The organism is Natronomonas sp., assembly GCF_028274965.1.
Classification (GTDB): Archaea; Halobacteriota; Halobacteria; order Halobacteriales; family Haloarculaceae; genus Natronomonas.
The window spans coordinates 1-22,878 of record NZ_JAQCNO010000068.1; the positions used below are offsets into that span (position 1 = coordinate 1).

General features: G+C 69.9%; 26 protein-coding genes. 16 read left to right on the top strand and 10 right to left on the bottom strand.

Going from position 1 to position 22,878, the window contains the following annotated elements; translation table 11 throughout:
- Positions 1 to 3: 3 nt before the first annotated feature.
- Both Q0916_RS10675 and Q0916_RS10680 read right to left on the bottom strand, forming a co-directional pair.
- Positions 4 to 924 carry a DMT family transporter gene (locus tag Q0916_RS10675; protein WP_299237248.1) on the bottom strand — a complete coding sequence of 307 codons (921 nt, stop codon included), beginning with the start codon at positions 922 to 924 and terminating at the stop codon, positions 4 to 6.
- Positions 925 to 985: 61 nt separating this feature from the next.
- Positions 986 to 1,492 carry a CBS domain-containing protein gene (locus Q0916_RS10680; protein ID WP_299237249.1) on the bottom strand — a complete coding sequence of 169 codons (507 nt, stop codon included), beginning with the start codon at positions 1,490 to 1,492 and terminating at the stop codon, positions 986 to 988.
- A gap of 303 nt (positions 1,493 to 1,795) precedes the next feature.
- Here Q0916_RS10680 and mch point away from each other — a divergent pair, with 303 nt between their 5' ends.
- From mch to Q0916_RS10700, 4 genes are all read left to right on the top strand, one after another.
- Positions 1,796 to 2,731: a methenyltetrahydromethanopterin cyclohydrolase gene (gene mch, locus Q0916_RS10685; protein WP_299237250.1), complete on the top strand. Its 936-nt coding sequence runs from the start codon at positions 1,796 to 1,798 to the stop codon at positions 2,729 to 2,731.
- A 97-nt stretch (positions 2,732 to 2,828) separates the two neighbouring features.
- The gene (locus Q0916_RS10690; protein WP_299237251.1) at positions 2,829 to 3,203 is read left to right on the top strand and encodes a translation initiation factor IF-5A; all 375 of its coding nucleotides are present in this window, start codon (positions 2,829 to 2,831) and stop codon (positions 3,201 to 3,203) included.
- Between the two features lie 10 nt (positions 3,204 to 3,213).
- Positions 3,214 to 4,023 (top strand): arginase family protein, encoded by an 810-nt coding sequence (locus tag Q0916_RS10695; protein ID WP_299237252.1) that lies wholly within the window; start codon positions 3,214 to 3,216, stop codon positions 4,021 to 4,023.
- A gap of 59 nt (positions 4,024 to 4,082) precedes the next feature.
- Positions 4,083 to 4,847 carry a Nif3-like dinuclear metal center hexameric protein gene (locus Q0916_RS10700; protein WP_299237253.1) on the top strand — a complete coding sequence of 255 codons (765 nt, stop codon included), beginning with the start codon at positions 4,083 to 4,085 and terminating at the stop codon, positions 4,845 to 4,847.
- Between the two features lie 9 nt (positions 4,848 to 4,856).
- Here the strand turns inward: Q0916_RS10700 and Q0916_RS10705 are convergent, their stop codons facing one another.
- Positions 4,857 to 5,552, bottom strand: coding sequence for an SDR family NAD(P)-dependent oxidoreductase (locus tag Q0916_RS10705; protein ID WP_299237254.1), 696 nt, complete (start codon positions 5,550 to 5,552; stop codon positions 4,857 to 4,859).
- Positions 5,553 to 5,644: 92 nt separating this feature from the next.
- On the opposite strand from Q0916_RS10705, the gene Q0916_RS10710 reads away from it, so the two are divergent.
- From Q0916_RS10710 to cruF, 3 genes are read left to right on the top strand one after another with little or no spacing between them, the layout of a single operon-like run.
- Positions 5,645 to 7,123 carry a phytoene desaturase family protein gene (locus Q0916_RS10710; protein ID WP_299237255.1) on the top strand — a complete coding sequence of 493 codons (1,479 nt, stop codon included), beginning with the start codon at positions 5,645 to 5,647 and terminating at the stop codon, positions 7,121 to 7,123.
- Positions 7,120 to 7,992, top strand: coding sequence for a prenyltransferase (locus tag Q0916_RS10715; RefSeq protein WP_299237256.1), 873 nt, complete (start codon positions 7,120 to 7,122; stop codon positions 7,990 to 7,992). Before Q0916_RS10710 ends, Q0916_RS10715 begins: the two co-directional genes overlap by 4 nt.
- A complete protein-coding gene (gene cruF / locus Q0916_RS10720) occupies positions 7,985 to 8,812 on the top strand; it encodes a bisanhydrobacterioruberin hydratase (protein WP_299237257.1) in 828 nt (275 codons plus the stop codon). Before Q0916_RS10715 ends, cruF begins: the two co-directional genes overlap by 8 nt.
- Positions 8,813 to 8,857: 45 nt before the next feature.
- On the opposite strand, the gene Q0916_RS10725 is transcribed toward cruF, so the two are convergent.
- The 3 genes from Q0916_RS10725 to gcvT form a co-directional block, all read right to left on the bottom strand.
- A complete protein-coding gene (locus Q0916_RS10725; protein ID WP_299237258.1) occupies positions 8,858 to 9,817 on the bottom strand; it encodes a phytoene/squalene synthase family protein in 960 nt (319 codons plus the stop codon).
- 105 nt (positions 9,818 to 9,922) lie between these two features.
- Positions 9,923 to 10,306, bottom strand: a complete 384-nt coding sequence (gcvH, locus tag Q0916_RS10730; RefSeq protein WP_299237259.1) for a glycine cleavage system protein GcvH — start codon at positions 10,304 to 10,306, stop codon at positions 9,923 to 9,925.
- A 102-nt stretch (positions 10,307 to 10,408) separates the two neighbouring features.
- Positions 10,409 to 11,494 (bottom strand): glycine cleavage system aminomethyltransferase GcvT, encoded by a 1,086-nt coding sequence (gcvT, locus tag Q0916_RS10735; protein ID WP_299237260.1) that lies wholly within the window; start codon positions 11,492 to 11,494, stop codon positions 10,409 to 10,411.
- Between the two features lie 60 nt (positions 11,495 to 11,554).
- On the opposite strand from gcvT, the gene Q0916_RS10740 reads away from it, so the two are divergent.
- The 3 genes from Q0916_RS10740 to Q0916_RS10750 all read left to right on the top strand — a co-directional run bounded on the left by Q0916_RS10740 (position 11,555) and on the right by Q0916_RS10750 (position 13,478).
- Complete coding sequence (locus Q0916_RS10740) at positions 11,555 to 11,995, top strand: NYN domain-containing protein (RefSeq protein WP_299237261.1); 441 nt, start codon at positions 11,555 to 11,557, stop codon at positions 11,993 to 11,995.
- A gap of 92 nt (positions 11,996 to 12,087) precedes the next feature.
- Entirely contained in the window at positions 12,088 to 12,945 is an 858-nt protein-coding gene (locus Q0916_RS10745) for a TatD family hydrolase (protein WP_299237262.1), read from the top strand.
- 53 nt (positions 12,946 to 12,998) lie between these two features.
- Entirely contained in the window at positions 12,999 to 13,478 is a 480-nt protein-coding gene (locus tag Q0916_RS10750) for an SRPBCC family protein (RefSeq protein WP_299237263.1), read from the top strand.
- Between the two features lie 24 nt (positions 13,479 to 13,502).
- Here the strand turns inward: Q0916_RS10750 and Q0916_RS10755 are convergent, their stop codons facing one another.
- A complete protein-coding gene (locus tag Q0916_RS10755) occupies positions 13,503 to 13,922 on the bottom strand; it encodes a GIY-YIG nuclease family protein (protein WP_299237264.1) in 420 nt (139 codons plus the stop codon).
- Between the two features lie 146 nt (positions 13,923 to 14,068).
- Between Q0916_RS10755 and Q0916_RS10760 the strand changes: the two genes are divergently transcribed.
- The gene (locus Q0916_RS10760) at positions 14,069 to 14,263 is read left to right on the top strand and encodes a methytransferase partner Trm112 (RefSeq protein WP_299237265.1); all 195 of its coding nucleotides are present in this window, start codon (positions 14,069 to 14,071) and stop codon (positions 14,261 to 14,263) included.
- A gap of 64 nt (positions 14,264 to 14,327) precedes the next feature.
- Complete coding sequence (locus Q0916_RS10765) at positions 14,328 to 14,900, top strand: DUF7524 family protein (protein ID WP_299237266.1); 573 nt, start codon at positions 14,328 to 14,330, stop codon at positions 14,898 to 14,900.
- A 35-nt stretch (positions 14,901 to 14,935) separates the two neighbouring features.
- Here the strand turns inward: Q0916_RS10765 and Q0916_RS10770 are convergent, their stop codons facing one another.
- A complete protein-coding gene (locus tag Q0916_RS10770; RefSeq protein ID WP_299237267.1) occupies positions 14,936 to 16,024 on the bottom strand; it encodes a DR2241 family protein in 1,089 nt (362 codons plus the stop codon).
- Entirely contained in the window at positions 16,025 to 16,924 is a 900-nt protein-coding gene (locus tag Q0916_RS10775) for a CbiX/SirB N-terminal domain-containing protein (RefSeq protein ID WP_299237268.1), read from the bottom strand.
- Positions 16,925 to 17,037: 113 nt separating this feature from the next.
- Here Q0916_RS10775 and Q0916_RS10780 point away from each other — a divergent pair, with 113 nt between their 5' ends.
- Complete coding sequence (locus Q0916_RS10780; RefSeq protein WP_299237269.1) at positions 17,038 to 17,508, top strand: DUF7523 family protein; 471 nt, start codon at positions 17,038 to 17,040, stop codon at positions 17,506 to 17,508.
- Between the two features lie 50 nt (positions 17,509 to 17,558).
- A complete protein-coding gene (cysS, locus tag Q0916_RS10785; protein WP_299237270.1) occupies positions 17,559 to 19,049 on the top strand; it encodes a cysteine--tRNA ligase in 1,491 nt (496 codons plus the stop codon).
- Between the two features lie 302 nt (positions 19,050 to 19,351).
- Here cysS and Q0916_RS10790 read toward each other — a convergent pair whose 3' ends face one another.
- On the bottom strand, positions 19,352 to 20,575 hold the full coding sequence (locus Q0916_RS10790) for a tripartite tricarboxylate transporter permease (protein WP_299237271.1): 1,224 nt from the start codon (positions 20,573 to 20,575) through the stop codon (positions 19,352 to 19,354).
- Positions 20,576 to 20,804: 229 nt separating this feature from the next.
- Between Q0916_RS10790 and Q0916_RS10795 the strand changes: the two genes are divergently transcribed.
- The gene (locus Q0916_RS10795; RefSeq protein WP_299237272.1) at positions 20,805 to 21,773 is read left to right on the top strand and encodes a transcription initiation factor IIB; all 969 of its coding nucleotides are present in this window, start codon (positions 20,805 to 20,807) and stop codon (positions 21,771 to 21,773) included.
- 113 nt (positions 21,774 to 21,886) lie between these two features.
- Entirely contained in the window at positions 21,887 to 22,867 is a 981-nt protein-coding gene (locus tag Q0916_RS10800) for a DUF5787 family protein (RefSeq protein WP_299237273.1), read from the top strand.
- The last annotated feature ends 11 nt before the right edge of the window (positions 22,868 to 22,878 follow it).

Consider the following 22,878-nt stretch of genomic DNA (forward strand, 5'->3'; position numbering starts at 1 on the left):
CGTTCAGCCGGATCGGTGCCGGAGCGTCTCGCGGATCGCCCGCCGCTTGATCAGCGCGAACCCGAGGAGGATGACGAAAAACCCGCCGACGGTCGGGGCGTCGATGCCCTCGCCGAGGAACGCGAACCCACTCAGCGCGGCGAAGGCGGGCGCGACGTACGAGACGAGGTTGATCTCGATGGCCCCGAGTCGCTCCAGCAGCGTGAAGTAGATCAAGAACCCGAGCGCGCTCGCGACGACGGCGAGGTACCCGAGCGCGAGGAGTCCGCGCGGAGAGGGGGCCCCCGAGACGGACTCGCCGAGACCGAGGCTCAGGCCGTGCATGAGGGCCGCGCCGCCGAGCATCGACCACGCCTCGAACGCCTCGATCGGGAGGTCGGTGTCGAGTCGACGCGTGAGAACGCTCCCGAGGGCGAAACACAGCGCGGCGCCGAAGACGAGCGCCTCGAAGCGCGAGCCGACGAGGTTCGCCGGGTCCGGCCGCGAGAGCACGACGACGCCGGCGAGACCCAGCCCCATCCCGGCGAGTCCGAGCGGCGCGAGTCGCTCGTCGTCGAGCAGTCCGCGCGCGAAGGCGGTCGTCAACACCGGCGACAGCGAGACGATAACGGCGGCCGCGGCGCTCGTCGTGCCGCGCTGGCCGACGAACAACAGCGCGTGGTAGCCGGCGATGATGAACACGGCGCCGACGGCGACCGCCGCGACCTCGAGGCGGGTTCGCGGGCGCCAGCGATCGGCCGCCCGGACGGCGTACCCAAGCATCAACACCCCGGCGACGTCGAACCGGAGGGCCGCAAACAGCACCGGCGCGTCGAAGAAGTAACCGGGGGCAGCCGGGTCGCCGACGCCGGCTTTGATCGCCATGAACGCCGATCCCCAGACGGCCGCGAGCGCGAGGAACAACGGGAGTGTGCGGTAGCCCACGGTGGGACCTGTACCGAACCGGGCCTCAATTTTTCGACGCGACTCCGGTCGGCGGCGCCGGTTACCCGGCGGTCTGGCCCGCGTTTCGCTCGTCGCGGAGCGACTCGAGAAGGTCCTGTCTGGCGACGATCCCGAGCAGCGCGCCCGCCCCGTCGACGACGGGGACGCGGTTGATGTCCCGGTCGCCGTCGGCCAGGATTGCGAGGAGTTCGTCGGTGTCGGCGTCGGGACCGACGGTGACGACCTCGGCGGTCATCACCTCCCGGATCGGACGGCCGGCGTTGCGGGCGAGGTCGATGCCCGCGTCGAGTTCGTCCCAGGAGATATCGATCGCGTACGTGAGCGATTCGAGAAAGGGCGGGAACCCGACCGGGATCCAAAGCGTCCGGTCGGAGGGCCGAAACAGGTCGACGAGATCGCCCTGCGTAGCGATCCCGACGACGAGACCGCCCTCGACGACCGGGAACCCGTTGAAGTCGGCCTCGGCGAGGCGACCGAGGACTTCGGCGACGTCGTCGTCGGGCGAAGCGGTCTCGACGTCGCGGGTCATGATCTCGCGGGCGTTCATACCGCGGGTTGAACGCCGGCGTGTATAGCCGTTGGGGACCGACCGCCCCGGATCGAACCCGGCCGTGTGGCGGCGGTCGGCGGTCGGCGGCGGTCGGCCGCGGGACGGTTTGAACCCACACGTCACAGTGGGACCGAACTCATCCAAGAGCAGCCCCTACCTCGGCGTGCTGGTTCACCCCAGCGTGGCCAACGCATCGAACATGGAACGCCCTGCTCGGCATGCTGTTTGCGGTCCCGTCGGGGCCGCGTTCGTTCGGCGCGAGCCGCGAACCTTATAGTCGTATCCGCGCGTTATCCGGGTATGGAGAGCCTCAACCGGATGGCCGTCGAGTTGGTCGACGAGGCCATCGACTTCGCCGACGAACTCGCGATCGAGATCCACGAACTGGATAACGGGGCCGTCGTCTGCGATTTCGGCGTCGAGGCCGTCGGCGGCGTCGAGGCGGGGCTGCTGTTGAGCGAGATCCAGACCGGCGGGCTGGCGACGGTCCAAACCGGGATGGGGGAAATCGAGGGGACCCCCCGGACGTACGTCGAGGTGTCGACCGATCACCCCGCGATGGCGTTTCTGGCCGCGCAGAAGGCGGGGTGGGAACTCTCCGTCGAGGGGTTCGAGGGGCTTGGGAGCGGTCCGGCCCGGGCGCTCGTCGCCGAGGAGGGCGAGTACCAGCGGATGGGGTACCGCGACGCCGCGGAGTTCGCCGTGCTGGCGATCGAAAGCGAGGAGCTGCCCGGCGAGGCCGTCGCCGAACACGTCGCCGAGACCGCCGGCGTGCCGGCCTCGAGCGTGTTCCTCCCGACGTTCTCGACGGCGAGTCTCACCGGCAGCGTCGCGCTCGCGGCGCGGGCGGGCGAACTCGCGGCGTTTCGGCTCTCGGAGTTGGGGTACGACCCACTGGACATGCTGACGACGACGGCCGCGGCGCCCGTCGCGCCGGTCGCCGACAGCGACGACGTCGCCATGGCCCGGACGAACGACGCGCTCGCGTACGGCGCGGAGGTGCACATGACCGTCGAGACGGCGTTCGATCGGTTCGACGACCTCCCCTCGAGCGCCGGGGCGGAGTTCGGCGTCCCGTTCGAGGGGATCTTCGCGGAGCACGACTGGGACTTCTACGAGGTGCCACACGAGGTGTTCGCCCCCGCGCGGGTGACCGTCGACGTCGTCGGCGAGGGCGTCGAGGTCGTCGGGCGGACCGACGAGGCGATCCTAGCGGAGAGCTTCGGCCTGCCATAGCCGATCACGGAGCGCGCGATCGGGGCCGTGAGCCGATAACTCGTCGCCTCCGGCGGTATCCAAACTGTTTATACTCCGCCGCGGAGAACCGGTTGGTATGCCGAAACAGCAGAGCGAGGTCCGCGATCTACAGGAGGGCAACTACGTGATGATCGACGACGTCCCGTCGAAGATCACCGCCTACAGCACGTCGAAGCCCGGCAAACACGGCAGCGCGAAGGCCCGCGTCGAGGGAACGGGCGTGTTCGACGGACAAAAGCGGAACTTCACCCAGCCCGTCGACGCGAAGATCTGGGTCCCGATCGTCAACCGGAAGCAGGGACAGGTCGTCTCCGTCTCCGGCAAGGACATGCAGGTCATGGATCTCGAGACCTACGAGACGATCACGATGCGCATCCCGGAGGACCTCGACCCCGAGTCGGACGACGAGATCGAGTACCTCGAGTTCGAGGGCCAGCGAAAGGTCGTCTGAGCCCGGCCGGATGGCACGCTTTCCCGGTGCCGACGCCCCGCCCGAGTCGGCCGCCTACGCGGTCGTCGGCGCGCCGCTGGACGCCTCCGCGACGTTCCGTCCCGGGGCCCGGTTTGGTCCCGAGCGGATCCGGCGGTTCGCCCGGCCGGCCGACGGGTACGACCGACGGACCGGCCGCCGCTTCTCGGAGCTCGTCACCGACGCGGGCGACGTCTCGGCGTGGAACGACGCGGCCGAGTACCTCAAGTTTCTGACCGGACGCCTCGAGGACCACGGGGACGCCGGGCGGGTCCCGCTGCTCGTCGGCGGGGAACACACCGTCACCGTCGCCGGGGTTCGGGCTGCCTCGCCCGACGTCTACGTCGCCTTAGACGCCCACCTTGATCTGTACGAGAGCTACGCCGGCGACGAGTTCTCGCACGCGACGGTCGCCCAACACGCCTTAGAGACCGCCGATCGGGCGGTGTTGCTTGGCGTCCGGACCGGCAGCGAGGCCGAGTGGGACCGCGCGAGCGATGCGGACGTGACGGTCGTACCCCCCGAGGAGGTCCCCGGGTGGTCCCCGTCGTTCGAGGGCGAGCGTGCGTATCTGAGCGTCGATATCGACGCGGCGGACCCCGGCTTCGCGCCGGGGACGGGGACCCCGACCCCCTTCGGGTTGACGCCGCGGGAACTGAGGGGCGCCGTCCGGGCGGTCGCGCCGCGGGCGGTCGGGTTCGACGTCGTCGAGGTGAACGACCGCGACGACGGGCAGGCGGCGGCGCTCGCCGCCGGACTGCTCCGGGCGTTCGTCTTCGCGCACGCCGACGGCGACGGCTGAGCCGCGTCGGCCCGACGGGGCGGCGTCGGATTCAAGCGTTCGCCCGGGGAAGTGGGTCCATGCGACTGTCCACGCTCTGCGATCGGCTGAACGAGCGCCTCGAACACGACCGCTACGCCGGGGTCGACGCGAGTTCGAACGGGCTACAGGTCGGCGACGGATCGGCCGACGTCGGCCGGATCGCCTTCGCCGTCGACGGCGCGATCGCGACGATCGAGGCGGCCGCGAAGGCGTCGGCGGACGCGTTGGTCGTCCACCACGGGATCGTGTGGGGCGGCCTCGACAGCGTGACCGGCGCGGCCTACGATCGGGTCGCCGCCTGCGTCGAGCGCGACGTTGCGCTGTACGCCTCACACCTCCCGTTGGACGGTCACGACGAACTCGGGAACGCCGCCGGGTTGGCGGCGTTTCTCGACTGCGAACCGCTCGGGAACTTCGGGGAGTACGGCGGCGTCACGATCGGACGCCGCGCGCGGGCGAACGAGCCGTACACGGTCGAGTCGCTCCGCGAGCGGCTCTCGGCGCTCGACACCGGCGGCCGCGACGTTCGGGTCCTCGATTTCGGCGCCTCGAGCATTGAGGAGATCGCGATCGTGACCGGATCGGGGGCCGACTGGATCGGCGAGGCCGCCGCGGCCGGCGTCGACGCCTTGGTGACCGGCGAGGGGAAACAGCAGGCCTACCACGAGGCCAGAGAGGCGGGGCTGAACGTCTTTTTCGCCGGACACTACGCGACGGAGACGTTCGGCGTCCGGGGGTTGAAACGGCTCGTCGAGCGGTGGGGCGTGGAGGCGACGTACCTCGATCACCCGACCGGGCTCTGAGGCGCCCGGCTACCGCGTCGCCTTCTTCCACTCGCGGAGGCCGACCACCGCGCCGTCGACCGTGTCGGCGTCGGCGTCGGTCGCCGCCCACCAGAACATCGGCGCGATGTCGGTCGGGTCCCGGCCGCCGCCGTGGCCGGTCAACTCGGTCTCCAGTTGTCCGAGATCAAGGACGCCGGTCGGTGCGTCCGACTCCGCGGCGAACTGTCGGGCGACGGCTTCGGCCCCGGCCTTCGAGACGGCGTAGGAGCCGAAGCCGGCCGTCGCCTCTCTCGCGATGCGGCCGGAGGGGACGAGCGCGCGGGCGTCCGGGGAAAGGTGCGGTTCGGCCTCCCGAAGCGTCGAGAAGACGCCCCGAACGTTCGTTCTGAGCGTGTCGTCGAAGTCGGCGTACCCCTCGGTCGAAAGCGGTGTTTCGCCGGCTGAACCGTGGTAGACGCCGGCGTTCGCGATCACGCAGTCGATCGTGTCGGCCCCGCCGGCGCGGGCGGCGGTCTCCATCAGACGCTCGACGTCGAACTCGTCGCGGACGTCGGCCCGCACCGCCGTCGCCGACCCGCCCTCTGATTCGATCGCCGACGCCACCGTTTCGATCTCCGCTCGCCGCCGCGAACACGTCACGACGTGGCTTCCCCGATCGGCGAACAGTTCGGCAACGGCCCGTCCGACCCCGCGCGATCCGCCCGTGACGACTACGGTGTCCATACCGCCGTTAGGGGCACCACCGGCAAGGTCGTTTCCCCGAGAGATCTTCCCGGACACACGTTTTAATGTGGCTGCCGCACGTAGCGCAGGTAATGTCTGAGTCTCGTTCCGTCGTCGTCGTCGGCTCCGGATTCGGCGGCCTCTCGTCGGCCTGCTATCTCGCCGACGCCGGCCTCGACGTGACGGTACTGGAGAAAAACGACGGGCTCGGGGGCCGGGCGTCGGTGCTCGAGGCCGACGGGTTCAAGTTCGATATGGGCCCGAGTTGGTACCTGATGCCCGACGTGTTCGAGCGGTTCTTCGGGCACTTCGGCCGCGATCCCTCCGAGTTCTACGATCTCGAGCGGCTCGATCCCCACTACCGGATCTTCTGGAAAGACGGCGACAGCGTCGACATCACCGGCGACCGCGGGGAGATGCGGACGCTGTTCGAGTCCTACGAGTCCGGCGCCGGCGACGCGCTCGACTCGTATCTCGACACCTCCGAGGAGCATTACGACGTCGCGACGGAGCAGTTCATCTACACCGACCGCCCGCGGCTCCGCGATTGGGTCGACCTCGACGTGATGAGAGCCGCCCCGATCGGGCTCCAGTTGCTCGGGACGATGGACGACTACGTCTCGAAGTACTTCGAGCACCCGAAGCTCAAGCAGATCATGCAGTACACCCTCGTCTTTTTAGGCGGCGCGCCGCACAACACGCCCGCGATCTACAACATGATGAGCCACGTCGATTTCAACCTCGGCGTGTACTACCCCGAAAACGGGCTCGCGTCCGTCGTCGACGCCTGCGTCGAGGTGGGCAAAGACCTCGGCGTCGAGTACGTGACCGACGCCGAGGTGGCCGAGATCGTCAACCGCCGGGAGGGATTCACCGTCGAGTCCGTCGCGGGCGATTTCGACGCCGATTTCGTCGTCAGCAACGCCGACTACGCCCACACCGAACAGGAGCTGCTCGCGGAGCACGAACGGCAGTACGACGAGGGCTACTGGGAGGACCGGACGTACGCCCCCTCGGCGTTTCTCATCTATCTCGGCGTCGAGGGCGACGTCGAGCCGCTCGAACACCACACCCTCGTGTTGCCGACCGACTGGGACGGCCACTTCGAGCAGATCTTCGATGACCCCGGCTGGCCCGAGGACCCCGCCTATTACCTCTGTGTGCCCTCGAAGACGGACGACGACGTCGCCCCGGAGGACCACTCGAACCTCTTTGCGCTGGTTCCGGTCGCCTCCGGGCTGGACGACACCGAGGAGGTCCGGACGTGGTACCGCGATCTCGTTCTCGAGGACATCGCCGAGAACACGGGCGTCGACCTCCGCGACCGGATCGTGTTCGAGGAGACGTTCTCCGTCTCGGAGTTCGCCGAGCGGTACAACAGCGCGAACGGGACCGCCCTCGGCCTCGCGCACACGCTCCGACAGACGGCGCTGTTCAGGCCGCCCCACCGGTCGTCAGCCTGCCCCGGGCTTTATTTCACCGGCTCGTACACCACCCCCGGGATCGGCGTCCCGATGTGTCTGGTCAGCGGTGAACACACCGCCTCGACGCTTCTTGACGACGCAGCATGACCGATCTCGCCCCCGATCGCGTGCTCCCGAGCGGCGACAGCACGACGGGGTATCTGCTCAAACTCTCGCGACCGCGCTTTTGGCTGTACCTGGCCGGACCCGTCGTCGTCGGCGTCGCCTACGCCGCCGAGAGCGCCACGGAACTGTTCGCGCCGATCGCCGTTGGGCTCTTCGCGTACTTTTTGCTCCCGGCGAACGTGTTCCTCTACGGTGTCAACGACGTGTTCGACGCCGACGTCGACGTCGAGAACCCGAAGAAAGACGACCGGGAGGTCCGGTACCGCGGCGAGTCGCTCGTGCCCGTACTCGTCGCCGCCACCGGGCTTTTGGGGCTCGCGTTCGTCCCGTTTCTCCCGCGCGTCGGCGACGTTGCGATGGTCGTCTTTCTGCTGTTGGCAGTAGAGTACAGCGCGCCGCCGTTTCGGTTCAAGACGACGCCGTTTCTCGACTCGGTGTCGAACGGGCTGTACGTCCTTCCGGGCGTGATCGCCTACAGCGCGCTGGCCGGCGAACTCCCGCCGGTCGCCGCGGTGGCCGGCGGGTGGCTGTGGGCGATGGGGATGCACACCTTCTCGGCCATCCCCGACATCGAACCCGACCGCGCCGCCGGGATCGAGACGACGGCGACCCGCCTGGGGACGGGGTACACCTACGCGTACTGCGCGGCCTGCTGGCTCACGGCGGCGGCGGTGTTCGGAACGGTGCACCCGTTCTTCGCGGCCGCGATCGGCGTCTACCCGGTGTTCGTCGCCGTCATCGTCGCTCGCGGGATCGACGTCGATCGGGCCTACTGGTGGTTCCCGGCGCTGAACACCGCCGTCGGGACGGTCTTCACCCTGGCCGCGCTGTGGGTGATCACGCGTGGCTAGCGTCCGGGTGCCGGCCCGACACAGACTCGAGGGCGCACTCGACGGCGTCGTCAGGGACAACCGCTTTACGATCGCCGTGGTGTTCCCTGCCGTCGGCGCGGTCATGCTCGTCGCCTCGGCCGAGGGGCTGTTGCCCGGACCGCTGCGTTTCAACCCGTACCTGCTCTTGCTCGGCGTTGCGGTGATGCGACTCCCGCTGGTCGCCGGCGTCGCCCCGCTTTTCACCCGGAAGGCCGCGCTCGGCGTGGGGGCGCTCTGTGCGTACACCTACGCCGTCGAGTTCGTGGGCGTTCTCACCGGGTATCCCTACGGCGCCTTCGAGTACGGCGTCGACCTCGGGCCGATGATCGGCGGGCACGTCCCGGCCGCGCTGCCGCTTTTTTTCCTCCCGCTCGTCGTCAACGCCTACCTGTTGTGTCTGCTCTCGCTCGGGGGCCTCGCCGGGCGCGCGCGCTTTCGCGTGCCGGTCGTCATCGCCGCCGTGGTCGGGTTGGACCTCGCCTTGGACCCCGCGGCGGTCTCGCTTGGCTTTTGGGCCTACGACGGCGGCGGCGCGTACTACGGCGTGCCGTGGATGAACTACGCCGGGTGGGTGCTGTCGGCGACCGCCGCTGTGACGGTCCTCGATGCGGCCTTCGATCGGGAGGCGCTCTCGGAGCGGCTCGGGAACTGTGAGTTCATGCTCGACGATCTGGTCAGTTTCGTCGTGCTCTGGGGGGGGATCAACGCGTACTTCCGAAACTGGATCCCGGCGGTGCTGGCCGCGGTGTTCGGGTACGCGCTGTGGCGGACCGACCGGTTCGACTTCCCGGAGCGATAAAAACACGAGCGAACGGGGGCAAAATCCGAGGACTGCCCGATCGGATCAGCCGGTCGGGACGGGGTTGCCGGGGCGGGACCTCGGCGTCGGATCGTCCTCGACCATCGGCACGTCGCTCACCTTCGCGAAGACGGCCTCGGGGTCGTCGTTCCACGCCCAGTACAGCCGCGTCTTCGCCACCAAGGCGAGTTTGCGGAGGGTTCCGAGCGAGGGCGTCCGCGTGACGGTGTCGTTGTCGTGGCTGCGGATGAGCCGGTGGTGGTCCGCATAGAGGACGGCGGCGGTCAAGACGGGCAACTGGCAGTCCGACGGGAGGTACTTGATGCCGGAGACGCCCTCGCGGTACAGCTCCTCGGCGCGTTTCATCTCCCGGCCGATCGCCGCGCCGAGTTCGTCGGTGAAGATCTGGCGCTCGATGTCAGCCGGGTCCGCGCCGCAGGCCTCGAGGGTCGATTGCGGGAGGTAGATCCGGTCGCGGTCCGCGATGTCCTCGCCGACGTCCCTGAGGAAGTTCGTCAGCTGGAACGCCTCGCCGAGTCGGCGGGCCTTCGGCAGCGCGGAGTCGATGTCGTCGGTCTCCATGACGATGCTCATCATCACGCCCACGGCGGCGGCCGACCCGCGCATGTACGACTCGAGCTCGTCGTACGTCTCGTAGCGGGACTTCTCGATGTCGGTCCGCATCGCGTCGACGAACACCTCGATTTCCTCGTCGGGGATGCCGTACCGTTCGCGGACCTCACAGAAGGCCTCAAGCACCGGGTCGTCAGTCGGCTCGTTGCCGAGCGCGGCCTCTCTGATCTCGATCAGACGCTCGTGCTGTTCGGTCGGCGACAGCCCGCCGTCGGGGTTGTCGACGACCTCGTCGGCGACTCTAAAAAAGGCGTACAGCACGTAGGTAGGGTGGCGGACTCGCTCGGGCAGCAGACGGGTCGCATAGTAGAAGGTCTTCCCAGTCTGTCGGTGGATAGACTTGCTCTCCGCGAGCTGGGTCGAATCGACCATTTCCTGACGACCGGTACGGCCGGCCCCGACTTATGTGTTTGTGCATCGGTAGCCGAGGCCCCGGACGCCGGTCGGGTACTCGGGTATCGGGCCCGAGCGCGTCGGTCACGCCGTCTGGTCGTCGTACGCCGACGGGGACAGAAGCGCCTCGAACTCGGCGGGGTCGGCCGGGTCGATCTCGAGCATCCAGCCGTCCCCGAAGGGGTCCTCGTTGACGAGTTCCGGCGCGTCGATCAGGTCGTCGTTGACGGCCGTCAGGTCGCCCGAAACCGGGGCGTAGAGGTCCGACACGGCCTTGATCGACTCGATGACGCCGAACTCGGCTCCGGATTCGAGCGCGTCGCCGACCGCCGGGAGTTCGACGAACACCACGTCGCCGAGTTCGTCCTGTGCGAAGTCGGTGATCCCGACGCGGACCGTCCCGCTCTCGTGGCGCGCCCATTCGTGCGTCTCTCGGTACCGGCAGTCTTCGGGAACGTCGAAGCTCATACGAGTCGTATCCACGGTGGGGCACGTAGGGCTGTCGGCTCGGCCGAAACGCCGTCCGGACGCGGGTCCCGGGCGGATTCCGGGCGAACGGGCGGCGGGTCGTCAGTAGAACGGAGGCGTCTCGACCCTCGCGCGCTTCGTGTCGCCGCGGACGACGATCCCGAGTTCCGTCCCGGGGTCGGCGTAGCCCTCGGGGACGTACCCGAGACCGATCGCGTCGCCGAGCGTCGGACTCATCGTCCCGCTCGTGACCGCCCCGATCGGGTCGCCGTCGGCGACGATCTCGTGTCCGTGGCGGGCGATCCCGCGGTCCGCGAGCCGGAAGCCGACGAGACGCTCCTCGGGGTCTGTGGCCCCGGGGGCCGAAAGCGCGTCGCGGCCGACGAAGGGGGTGTCCGTATCGACGACGAAGCCGATGCCCGCCTCGTAGGGGGTCCGGGGGTTGTCCTCGGCGTCGAAGTCCTGTCCCGAGAGCAGGAATCCGGCCTCGAGTCGGAGGGTGTCACGCGCGCCGAGCCCGCAGGGCTGACACGAAAGCGCCGACCAGACCGCCGCCGCGGCGTCGGCGTCGAAGAGGAGTTCGACGCCGTCCTCCCCGGTGTAGCCCGTCCGAGCGAGGAGACACTCGACGCCGGCGATCTCTCGCGGCGCGACCGAAAAGCGCGACACCGATCCGGGCGACTCACAGAGCCCGCCCAGTAGTTCGATTGCCTCGGGGCCCTGCACCGCGAGCATGCCGTAGCCGTCGGTCGCGTTCTCGACGGTCGCGTCGAGGTCCCACCGCTGGGTGTGTCTCGCCCACCGCTGTGTCATCTCGGCGTCGTGGCCCGCGTTCGGAACGAACAGGAACGCGGCGTCGCTCGGGGCGCCCTCCGGGAGGCGGTAGACGACGGTGTCGTCGAGCACAACGCCGTCGGCGTCCGTGATCGCCGAGTACTGCGCGTCCCCGGGGGCGAGTTCGGCGACGTCGTTCGTCGTCAGGCGGTTCATCAGCCGCCCCGCGTCGGGTCCCGACACCGCGAGTTGGCTCATGTGCGACACGTCGAACTTGCCGACCGATCCCCGGACGGCCTCGTGTTCGGTCCGGATCGAGTCGAACTCGAGCGGCATCTCCCAGCCGCCGAACGCGGTCAGTTTCGCGCCCGACGCGGCGTGATCGGCGGCGAGCGGCGGCGTTCGAAGCGACATACCGACCCTGCGACGGCCCGGAGTAAGTATCTATTTGTCGGGTGGTACCCCAGGGTGGGTATGGGACTGTTCGAGCGGCTGTTCGGCCGCGGGGCGCGGGTCGGGATCTTCGTCGACGGCCCGAACGTGTTCCGCCCCGAGTTCGACGTCGACCTCGACGACCTCCGGGAGATAGCCGGCGACGAGGGGACGATCGCGGTCTCTCGCGTCTACGTCGACGAGGAGGCCGGCAGCGGGCTGATACAGGCCGCCGAGGCCCGCGGGTTCGCGGTCGTGACGACGAGCGGCGACGTGGACGTCAGGCTCGCCGTCGACGCGGTCGAGGCCGCCGTTTCCGGGCGGATCGACGCGGTCATCGTCGTCTCCCGGGACGCCGATTTCAAGCCCGTCCTGGAGATCGCCGCCGAGCGCGGGCTCCGGACGGTCGCCGTCGCCCCGGGAACGCACGGCCGCTCGGACGCGCTCCGGAACGCCGCCCACGACGAGATAACGCTCGGGTGAGACCGGACCCGCCGGCGGGAAGCGAACCGAAGCGACGGCGACGGCGGCGCGGTAGCGGTGCCGTTTTGCCGCCCGGCGGCCAAGCGCGGGCCATGTACGACGGTCCGGTGTTGGACAACCACCTCCATCTCGATCCGATCAACGGCCAGGGAGTCGACGCCGCCGAGACGTTCGCGGCGGCCGGCGGGACGCATCTGAACGTCCTCAACAAGCCCTCGTGGGACCTCGTCGGCGCGGTCGAGGGCGAGGCCGGCTTCCGGGAGACGTTCGATCTCACGGTCGAGGTGACGCGGCGGGCCGACGAGCGCCTCCCCGGTCGCGCCCGGCCCGTCCTCGGCGTCCACCCGGGGCTCGTCTCGCGGCTCACGGAGCGGGGGTACGACCCCGACGAGGCCGCGGCCCTGATGAAAGCGGGGATCGACGTCGCCGCGGAGTACGTCGCCGAGGGGCCGGCGCTCGCGATCAAGTCCGGACGGCCCCACTACGAGGTCGAGGAGGCGGTGTGGGAGGCCTCCAACGAGGTCATGCGTCACGCGTTCGCCCGCGCCGCCTCGGTCGGGTGCGCCGTCCAGTTGCACACGGAGGGCGGCGAGGCGTTCGAAACGGTGACCGAGTGGGCCGAGGCCGAGGGGCTGGCCCCCGACCGCGTCGTCAAACACTACGCGGGCGGATATCTCGAGGGGCCGGTTCCGAGCGTGATCTCAAAGAAGGACGAGCTCGAACGGGCCTGCGGGAACGACCGGCCGTTTCTCATGGAGACGGACTTCATCGACGACCCGGACCGCCCCGGCGCGGTGTTGGGCCCGAGGACCGTCCCGAGGCGGACGCGGTGGCTCGCCGAGGCGGGACACGAACGCGCCCTGTACCGGGCCCACGTCGAAACGCCCGCCGCGGTCTACGGGATCGACACCGAGGCGACGCTTTCGGACGACCGCGACGGGGGCCTCTGAGGGGCGCTCGAGCCGACCGGGGGCGTTTTGTCGCCGCCGCCCGTACCGCCCGCATGGCAACGTACCGCCGAGAGACCGTGATCGACGCCCCCTTCGAGGAGGTCTGGGCGTTTCACGCCACGACGGACGGGCTCGAAGCCCTGACGCCCGGGTTCGTGAACCTTGAGATCGACCGCGTCTCGGGGCCGGACGGCGAGGCCGACCCGGACGAACTCGTGGTCGGATCGCGGATCGAGATGTCGGTCCGCCCGCTCGGCCTCGGACCGAGACGGCGGATCGTCTCCGTCATCGACGACCGGCGACTGGACGGCGGCGCGGGGTCGTTCCGCGACGTCATGGAGTCGGGGCCGTTCGACCGGTGGGCACACACCCACCAGTTTTTCGCCGACGGCGACCGGACGCATCTCGTTGATCGGGTCGAGTACCGCCTGCCCGGGGGGGCGCTGGGCCGGGCCGTCTCGCCGTTCGGACGGCTCGGGTTCGCGCCGATGTTCCGGGATCGACACCGACGCACGAAGCGGCTCTTGGAGTGACGGCGCGAACGCGGCGCGGTCGGGTCACTCCCGCGAGGCGGCCTCGCGGTGGGCCGTTGCGACGGATTCCCGGAGCCGTTCGCCGTCGCTCGCGTACGCGAGGTGGGCCGAACAGTCGCAGTCGGAGGCCCCAAAGCCCGAACACGGCGAGTCGGGCAGCGCCGTCGCGACCGCACACTCGATGTCGGCCCCGGGCGTCCGGACGTCGCCCCGCAGCGACGCGTCCGCACAGCCGAGGAGGTAATCGACGTGCCAGTGTCGGGTCGCGCGCTCGCCGGCGGCCACCTCGTAGTGTCTGTCGACCCGTCCGAACCCGCCGGACCCGAGCGCGCTGCCCGTGTAGGCGTACCAGCCGGCCGGAAACGCCGTCTCCGCGAGCGCGCCGACCTCGATGGTCGCCCGGCGGTCCAGTTCGATCAAAAGCGTGTACGTGCCGCCGGTCATACCGGCCGTTGTGCCGAGGGCGTCGAGTACCTGTCGGCTCGGCCGCCCGCGGACGCCCGCGTGAAACGGTCGATCCGGCGGGGCCGACCGCGCGACGGTGGACAGGACCCGCCATGTTTTTGCGTTCGCCCGCCGGAGGAGTGGACATGAAGGAGTCGCTCATGGACATCCTGTGTTGTCCGCTGGACAAGGCCGAACTCGACCTCGAAGTCATCCGCGAGGACGACGAGGAGGTCCTCGAGGGCCGGCTCGTCTGCACCGAGTGCGGCGAGGAGTACCCCATCGAGGACGGCATCCCGAACCTCCTGCCGCCGGACATGCGCGACGAGGCCGCCGCCTGAGAACGGCCCGAACGCGGTCGATCGAGCGGTAGCCTTTTTGTCCGCACCGCGAGAGTGAGCACGTGTGACGGACTCGCTCGAAGTCGCTGTCAACCGCGACGGGATCCACACGCTCGCCGTTCCGTCGGATTTCGAGGCCAACGGTCCGTTCGTCGTCGAGTTCTCGAACCACGGCGAGGCGGCCCACGTCCATCTCAACCTCGACGACCGGCTCTCGGAGGTCGCCAGGGTCGGGGCGACGAACCACTACGTCGAGAGCGGCGAGCGCCGGGTGGTCGACGTCGAGACCCGCGACCCCTCGACGTGGCCCGAGGAGACGGTCCGGGGGCGGCTCAAGATCGTCGTCGGGCACGGCCGGGAGACGCGGTACGTCACCGTCGTGTTCGATCGATCGGCGGCCGACGTCCGGGTCGATCCGGACCTCGGAACGCCGGACGCCGGGGACGCCTCTGGGACGCCGCCGCTGGTTCGGCTGCTCCCCGTCGTCGTCCTCGGGAGCGTGGCGGTGCTTTTGGCCGTCGGCGCCCTCGTCTCGGGTGGCGGTGCGTCGGTGCTGGCCGCGGGCGCGATCGGTGCCGGCACGCTGTGTGCGGTCGCCGGGTACGTCCTCTTCGGCGGCGGTGTGACGCTGCAGTGACGCCGGACGTTGCGGTGGGGTCCGGCCGCCGTCGGTCACTCCCCGTCCGTCGGCACGCCGCAGAGCCGCCCCTCGTCGTCGAGGCGCTTGGCGCGCAGAAACCGGGCGCGGTACCGGTTTGCGCCCTCGTAGATGTCGGCCTCCCTGATCGAGTCGGTCCGACCGTCGGCGACGGCGTCGATGATCGCCTCGACCTGTTCTTTCTCGCTCGGCGTCAACTCGAACTCGTAGCGCTCGGTGCGCTCGCCCTCCAGTTGGGTCCACTTGCGGGCCGCGGTCACGACGAGCGAACAGGGCTCCCGGCAGGGGAACTCCCCGTCGCCGCCGTCGACGTCAAGGGTCGTCTCGTCGTCGTACTCCCACTCGCGGCGCTTCAGACACTGGCTGTCGTCACAGCAGGCCTCGGCGACCCAGTTGACGTGTTCGTACCCCTCGCCGCGGTCCCACGTCTTGATCACGCCGTAGATCCCGCTTTGGCGCTCCATCGTCTCGCGCCAGTGGCTCACGTCGAGCTCGCCGCGACCCTCGAGGTACCAGTTCGCGATCGTCGCCGGGTAGACGTACTCGACCGTCTCGGCGAGCGCCCGGCCGTCGAGGTCGACGAACGCCCACCCGGTCGGCAGCGTCGGGGCGGTCTTCAGCGGGCGGTACCGATCTCTGTCGTCGCGTTTGACGAGCCGTCTCGCCTCAAGTGGGTCCGAGTGAACGTCGAGCGCCTCGGCGTCGACGCCGCCGTCGGCTTCGTTTCTGAGCGCGTACACCCGGTCGCCGTCCGGGCCGAGGCCGACGTCGATCCGGAGCTGTCCCCACGTTGCGACGATGCCGCCATCGGTCATCGTCTCGTAGCGATCCGGCACGGACCGCTCGTCGGCGCTCTCGAGGTGCCTGAGGAAGGCGAGTTCGGTGTCCGGTCGGTCCCGGCCGTTCCAGTAGTGCCAGTTCGAGACGAACCGGGGGTTCCGGTCGGCGGCGGCCCTGAGTTCGGCCTCCGAGAGCCCCTCGCGGGCGGCGTCCGGCGTCTCGAAGCGGTACCCGTCGGCGTCGCGGGCGGCGGCGACGCCGTCGCACTCGAGGCCGCCCGAGGCGGCCGCCGAGACGAACGCGTCGAGTTGCTCGTCGTTCATTCAATCACCCACGCCCGCACCGGATCCCGAACCCGCGTCCACGCTCGGATCCGTCCGGCGGCGGATCGATTCGATCGCGTCGCCGACGGAGGCACCGGCGTCGGCCGCCCGCTCGATGACGACGTCGGCCATCAGCGCCTCGGTTCCGACCGCGCCGGCGTACCAGATCCGGTGGCCGTCGACCTCACTCGGGGTCTCCCAGCCGGTCCGGTAGTCGTCGGTCAGCCCCATGTCCTCGGGGATGTCCTCCTGTGTGTGGTAGCCGTCGGCGACGAAAAGCGGGACGACGACGACGTCGGTCGTCTCGAAGAACTCGGTCACGTCGTCGACCTCCGGGTCCTCGTCCATGAACAGGGCCTCGACCTCCTCGAAGCGGTCCGTTTCGGCGATCCGGTCGGCGTGTAGCTCCACAGCCTTCGCGGAGTTCTCGTTTCGTTCGGTGCCGTGGCCGACGACGGCGAGTGCGAACCCCTCGCCGACCTCGTCGTCGCCGGTTACCGACTCCGCCCGCCGGACGATCACGTCGCTCATCGCGTCGTGCGTTCCCACCGGTCCGCAGTAGTGGACCGTCTTTCCGACGTCCGCGGCCTCGAACGTCGCGTGGGTGGCGCTCGTGCCGTCCGACTCCCACTCGTCGAGGTCCCAGCCCTCGAGGCGGAGTTCTCTCGGGATCACCTCCTCGGTGAAGTACCCCTCCGAGACGAAAAGCGGGACGACGTACACCTCGTCGCTCTCGACGGTCCGGAGGACCTCCCGGAACGACGGCTCCTCCTTCCAGAAGCCGGTCCGTACCTCGTCGAAGACGCCGGTCTCCGCGATGGTGTTGGCGTGGTCGTACGTCGGCGTGCTCGCGTCCGGATTCAGGTGTGACCCGTGTGCGACGATGACGAGCGCTTGCATGCCGAACGGTACGAGGCGGCGGCTTTAGTCGCTTCGGGAATCGGCGCGCCGGACGACGCGAGGCGGGCGTGGGGACCGACAGCGCCTTGTCGGATCGCTCCGAGTCCACGGGCATGACCATCGCAGCCGACGCCCGGGCGGCCGTCAGAGCATGCCCCTTCGTGTACGACGGGCTCCGGGCGGGCGTCCTCAACTACACCGCCGCCGCCCGGTTTCTCGACGTCGGCGACGCGGAGGCCGTGGGGGCCGCACTCCGGCGGTACGCCGAGGAACTGGACGACTTCTCGGGGGATGACGCGAAGGGGCGAGCGAGCGTCTCGATGCGTTCTGGGGTCGCAAAATCGGAGGACGGCACCGGGCTTCTCAGCGTCGGCGGCGTCTCGTTTGCGGTCGGGGGCGGCGAGCACACCGCGATCGTCGCCACGGGGTCGTTCGGGGCGGAAGCTCTTGAGGCGGCCCTCGGGCGGCTCCGGACGGCCGGCGTCGGCGTCGTCGCCGCCGCCGGGACCGAGGGGTCCGTGACCGTCGTCGTCGGGCGTCGCGAGGGGCCGGACGCCGTCCGCGCCGTCGAGGACGCCCTGTGAGGCCCGCGCAAGCGACGCATTGAAACCGGCTCCGGGCGCAGGCCCGGATAATGACGCTTCGCGTCCTGAACACGCTCTCCGGCGAGCGCGAGCCGTTCGAGCCGGCCGATCCCGATGACGTCCTGCTGTACTACTGCGGGTTGACCGTCTCGGACAGCGCACACCTCGGTCACGCCCGAACCTGGACCCATGTCGACGTGATCCACCGGTGGCTCGAACACCTCGGGTACGGCGTCCGGCACGTCGAGAACATCACCGACGTCAACGAGAAGATCGTCGCCCGGATCGGCGAGCGCGACGGCGACGCCGTCCTCGGCGGGAGCGAACGGGAGGTCGCCGAGCGGTTCATCGACCGGCTGCTCGCCGACATGCGGTCGCTCAACCTCAAACGCGCCGAGGTCTACCCGCGGGTGTCCGAACACGTCCCCGAGATCATCGATCTCATCGAGACGCTGATCGAGCGGGGCTACGCCTACGAGTCCAACGGCTCCGTGTACTTCGACGTGACCGAGTTCCCCGACTACGGGAAGCTCTCGAATCAGTCGATCGAGGCGGTCGAGGCCCAGGGGGCCGACGAGGAGCGGGCCGAAAAGCGGAACCCGGCGGATTTCGCGCTGTGGAAGGCCGGGGGCGTCTCGGAGGCCGCGGTGGCCGAACACCGCGTCGCGGATCGGACCTACGAGGCCGACCCGACCGGCGAGACGTGGGACTCGCCGTGGGGGCCCGGCCGCCCCGGGTGGCACATCGAGTGCTCCGCGATGTCGATGACCCACCTGGACGACTCGATCGACCTCCACGTCGGCGGGCGGGACCTCGTCTTCCCGCACCACGAAAACGAGATCGCACAGACGGAGGCCGCGACCGGCGGGACGTTCGCGCGGTACTGGCTCCACGCCGACCTCTTCGAGATGGACGACGAGAAGATGTCCTCGAGTCTCGGGAACTTCATCCCGGTGTCGGAGGCCGTCGAGCGGTTCGGGACGAACCCCCTGCGGATGTTCTTCGTCTCGTCGTCGTACAACTCGACGCAGACGTACAGCGAGGCGGCGATCGAGGAGGCCCTCGAGCGCTGGGAGCGCCTCGAGGCGGCACACGACCGGATCACAGCCGTACTCGAGGGGCCCGAGGCCCGAAGCAAGGTCGGATCGTCGCTCGGGGACGCGGTCGAGGAGACACGACGCGCGTTTACCGCGGCGATGAACGACGACTTCAACACCCGGGAGGCGCTCGCCGCGCTGTTCGAACTCGTCGCCGCGGCGAACCGCCACCTCGACGCCGAGGGGCCCTACGACTACCGCGGCCTGCACCGGGCCGTCGAGGCGCTCGAGACGTTCGGCGGCGACGTGCTCGGGTTCGATTTCGGCGACGGCTCCGGAGGGGACGTCGAGATCGCCGACGAACTCGTCGAGTTCGTCCTCGGGTTGCGCGAGACCGAACGCGACGCCGGCAACTACGAGCGCGCCGACGAGATACGGGCCGGCCTCGAGGCTCTCGGCGTCGAGGTGCAGGACACGGACGAGGGGCCGCAGTACCGGCTCTGACATCCTCCCACGACTGAAGTCGTGGGGTTCCACGGTCACAGACCGTGCCCCGACTTCGGGAGGTTCCCCACTCGCAGACGGTGGGGTTGTGGGCCGTGCCAGTACGGCCCCCGACTCGGATAGCGGGCTTCATCTACCCCCGCGAAGGGTGCGTATCCTTACCCGAGACTCGGCATCACAACCCACGAACCCTTCGATATTCAACGTTTCGCCGGCTGTCGGCTTCATCCCACTCTTGAAGGGGTGGGCTTTCGCCTCGCTACCGCTGTAACGCCCGCCGTCGGGCGGTGGCCCCGGCCGGCCTACGGGAGGGCGATCGGACAGATCAGGACGCCCATGAGAGTCGCCCGGCGCGCCCCGAGGCGGGCGGGAACCAACCCGACGAGGGTCGCTGCGAGATACGCGGCGACGCCGATCGGGCCGGCGAACAGATACGAGAGCGCGGCGAGCACGCAGAGCAGCCCAACGGAGAGCCGCGTCGGGTCCAGGTTGCCGACGACCGCGAGGTACCGGTCGCCGATCGTCAACACGCCGACGGCGCCGGCGGTCGCACCGAGAGCGACCGCGGCCAGGAGGTGCGGAAGCGACAGCGGGACGTCGGTCGCCTCGACGGCCACGAGAACGCCGGTCCGGGGGGAGCCGAGCGCGACGAGCGCAAAGAGCGCGAACACGGTGTTGGCCGTGTTCACGCCGGAGGTCGCAACCACGAACCCGCGGGCGCCGTACCGTCCCGGAACCGCGAGCAGGGCGAACGTCGCCGCGATGGCGCTCGAGACGGCGGGGACGTACCCGACGACCGCGCCGGCGAGCGTGCCGATCCCCGAGAGGCCGAGCACGCTCCGTTTCGAGGTCGCGATCGTCGGGTCGTCCTGCGGCGGAACACCGTCGCCGCCGATCGCGTCGATGAGGACGGGCGCGCCGAACAGACCCGCAAACAGCGGGGCGAGCATCCCGCCGGCGGCGAGCGGCGCGGACGGCGAGAGATCAAGCGTTGCGATCCCCAACGCGCCGCTGAGACCGAAGGAGATCGCGGCGACGAGCCTCGAGCCGATCCCCCGCTCGGTCAGGACGAGCGCAACGGCGACCGCACCGAGCACGAGCGTGAGGTTCGCCCGTACCGTCGGCCACAGGGCGGTCATGCCCCGGGTGACAGGGATCGAAAGCGGCACGGCGAGGACGACGGCGACGCCGCTGCCGAGCGCGGACAGCCGCAGGGCTTCCGGGCCGCGACCCTCCAGGACGAGTCGGTGCCCCGGCAGCGCCGCGACGGCCGTGGCGGGGGCCGGCACGCCGAGCGCGAGCGTCGGCACGATCTCGAGGAAGGTGTGTGTCACCCCCGCGGCGAGCATGGCCATGCCGACGTACAGCGACGGGCCGGGGACCGAGGGCGCGGCGCCGGCCAACAGCAGCGCCATGTTGTTCGCGTGCAGTCCCGGGATCAGCCCGCTTGCCGTTCCGAGCGCGACGCCGCCGGCGACGAAACAGAGCGCGATCGCCGCCGCCCGGGGCGCGAGGGTGACCTCCATCGGGGGCTCTGGCCGCGCTCAGGTATATAAACGTGTGCTCGGGGGCGCCCGACGGGACGGAAGGCCCGGCCGCGGCTGGACGTTTTTAAACCGGTGTCGGACCGGCCGGGTCGGCGCAACCGGTGAGAACACCAAAGTATTTAAATACGTTTCGTTCGTGTTTCAGGTACCGATAGCTAACCGGGTCTTTCTGGGGTCGTTCCCTGCCTGGTAGCCCCCGCCACGTAGCATGAGCGAACACACACACACGCGAACGCGAACGGCCGAGACGGAGACAGAGACCGAGGCCGACGAGGAACTGACCGGGTGCCCCGAGTGCGGCGGCGACATCACCGCCGACTCCGAGCACGGCGAGACGGTCTGTACCGAATGCGGCCTCGTCGTCGAGGAAGACGAGATCGACCGCGGCCCCGAGTGGCGCGCCTTCGACAGCGCCGAAAAGGATCAAAAGTCCCGCGTCGGCGCACCGACGACGAACATGATGCACGACAAGGGCCTCTCGACGAACATCGACTGGCGCGATCAGGACGCCTACGGGAACTCCCTGGACTCCCGCCAGCGCCAGAAGATGCAGCGCCTACGGAAGTGGAACGAGCGGTTCCGCACCCGCGACTCGAAAGAGCGCAACCTCAAACAGGCCCTCGGCGAGATCGACCGCATGGCCTCCGCGTTGGGCCTCCCCGAAAACGTCCGGGAGACCGCCTCGGTCATCTATCGTCGTGCACTCGACGAGAACCTCCTGCCCGGTCGCTCGATCGAAGGCGTCTCCACTGCCGCGCTGTACGCCGCCGCCAGACAGGCCGGCGTCCCACGCAGCCTCGACGAGGTCGCCGGCGTCTCGCGCGTCGAAAAGAGCGAAATCGCCCGTACCTACCGCTACGTCGTCCGCGAACTCGGCCTCGAAGTCGCGCCGGCCGACCCCGAGAGCTACGTCCCCCGCTTCGCCAGCGAACTCGGCCTCTCCGAGGAGGCCGAAAACCGCGCGCGGAAGCTCCTCGGGAACGCCAAAGAGCAGGGCGTCCACTCGGGGAAGTCGCCGGTCGGCCTCGCGGCCGCCGCCGTCTACGCCGCCTCGCTTCTCACCAACGAGAAGACAACGCAGGCGGCCGTCTCGGAGGTCGCGGACATCTCCGAGGTCACCATCCGCAACCGCTATCACGAACTCCTCGAGGCCGAACAGGACCTCGCGTTCGCCTGAGGCCCTCCGGGGCGGAGCGACAGACTCGCGTCGCGGTTGTGCGGGCGAACGCGAGGCGGCCGCCGTCGGCGTCGGTCGCGCTGTTTTTGTCGGCGGAAGCCGTCACCCAACCCGTGCGGGAGTTCGCCTTCGAACTCGCGGTGTGTGCCGCCATCGAGGCCGAGAGCGACGGCGTCGTTGCCCGCCAACTCGGCACCCGATCGCGGGTCGTCGACGTCGTCGAGATCGAACCGGGCCCGGAGTTCGACGCGCGAACGGAGATCACGTCCGAGGCGATCCCCGGGCCGGCGATCGAGAGCGACGTCGGCGTCGGGCGGGCGCGGCGGGCGACGGCGGCGATCGACGCCGACCCCGGACGGGCCGAGTCGATCGCCGACCGGGCCGTCGAGATCGGGTTCTTCGAGGCCGAACGGCGGGGCCGAAAGCGGGTCGTCCGGCAGGCGACCCGGTACCCGGACTGGATCGGGGGCCTCACCGCGATCGAGAACAAGCCGGACCTCGGTCGGCCCGGCGACCTCGAACGGCAGCTCCGAAAGGACGTGTCGCTGTCGCTTTTCGACGAGATCGTCCTCGTGACGGGCTCTTACGTCACGGGCGCACACCTCAACCGGATCCCGGACCCGGTCGGTGTCCGCCGGTTCGACGCCGAAACGGGGAGCTTCGAGACGGTCCGGGAGCCGAGTCGGCTGCGGAGCGACTCGGCCGGGATCGCCATCCTCGAGGAGAGCGCGGCGAAGACCGACATCGAGCCGATCGGTCCCGAGCGGAAGGCCCGGATGCGGCGGCGGATCGCGGAACGGGCCTACGGGAAGGGGTGGCGGCCGGAGGCGCTGCCCGGCTGTGAGCGGGCGGCTCCGCGGGGGCCGCCGTTCGGCCCCGAGGACGCGTTGCCGTACTGCGAGTGGAAAGAGCGGTTCGTCGACCCCGCCCGCGAGTGCGGCCCGGAGTGCCCGGAGTACGCGCCGACGGAGCCGCCGGCCGTCGATCCGGACGCGCTCAGAGACCGCCGGACGGGCTGGAAGGCCGACCCCGGCGGCGTCGCCCGGCGGCAGGCCGGACTCGGACGCTTCGGCGAGGACGAGGACGGCGAATGAGGCGAGGGCGG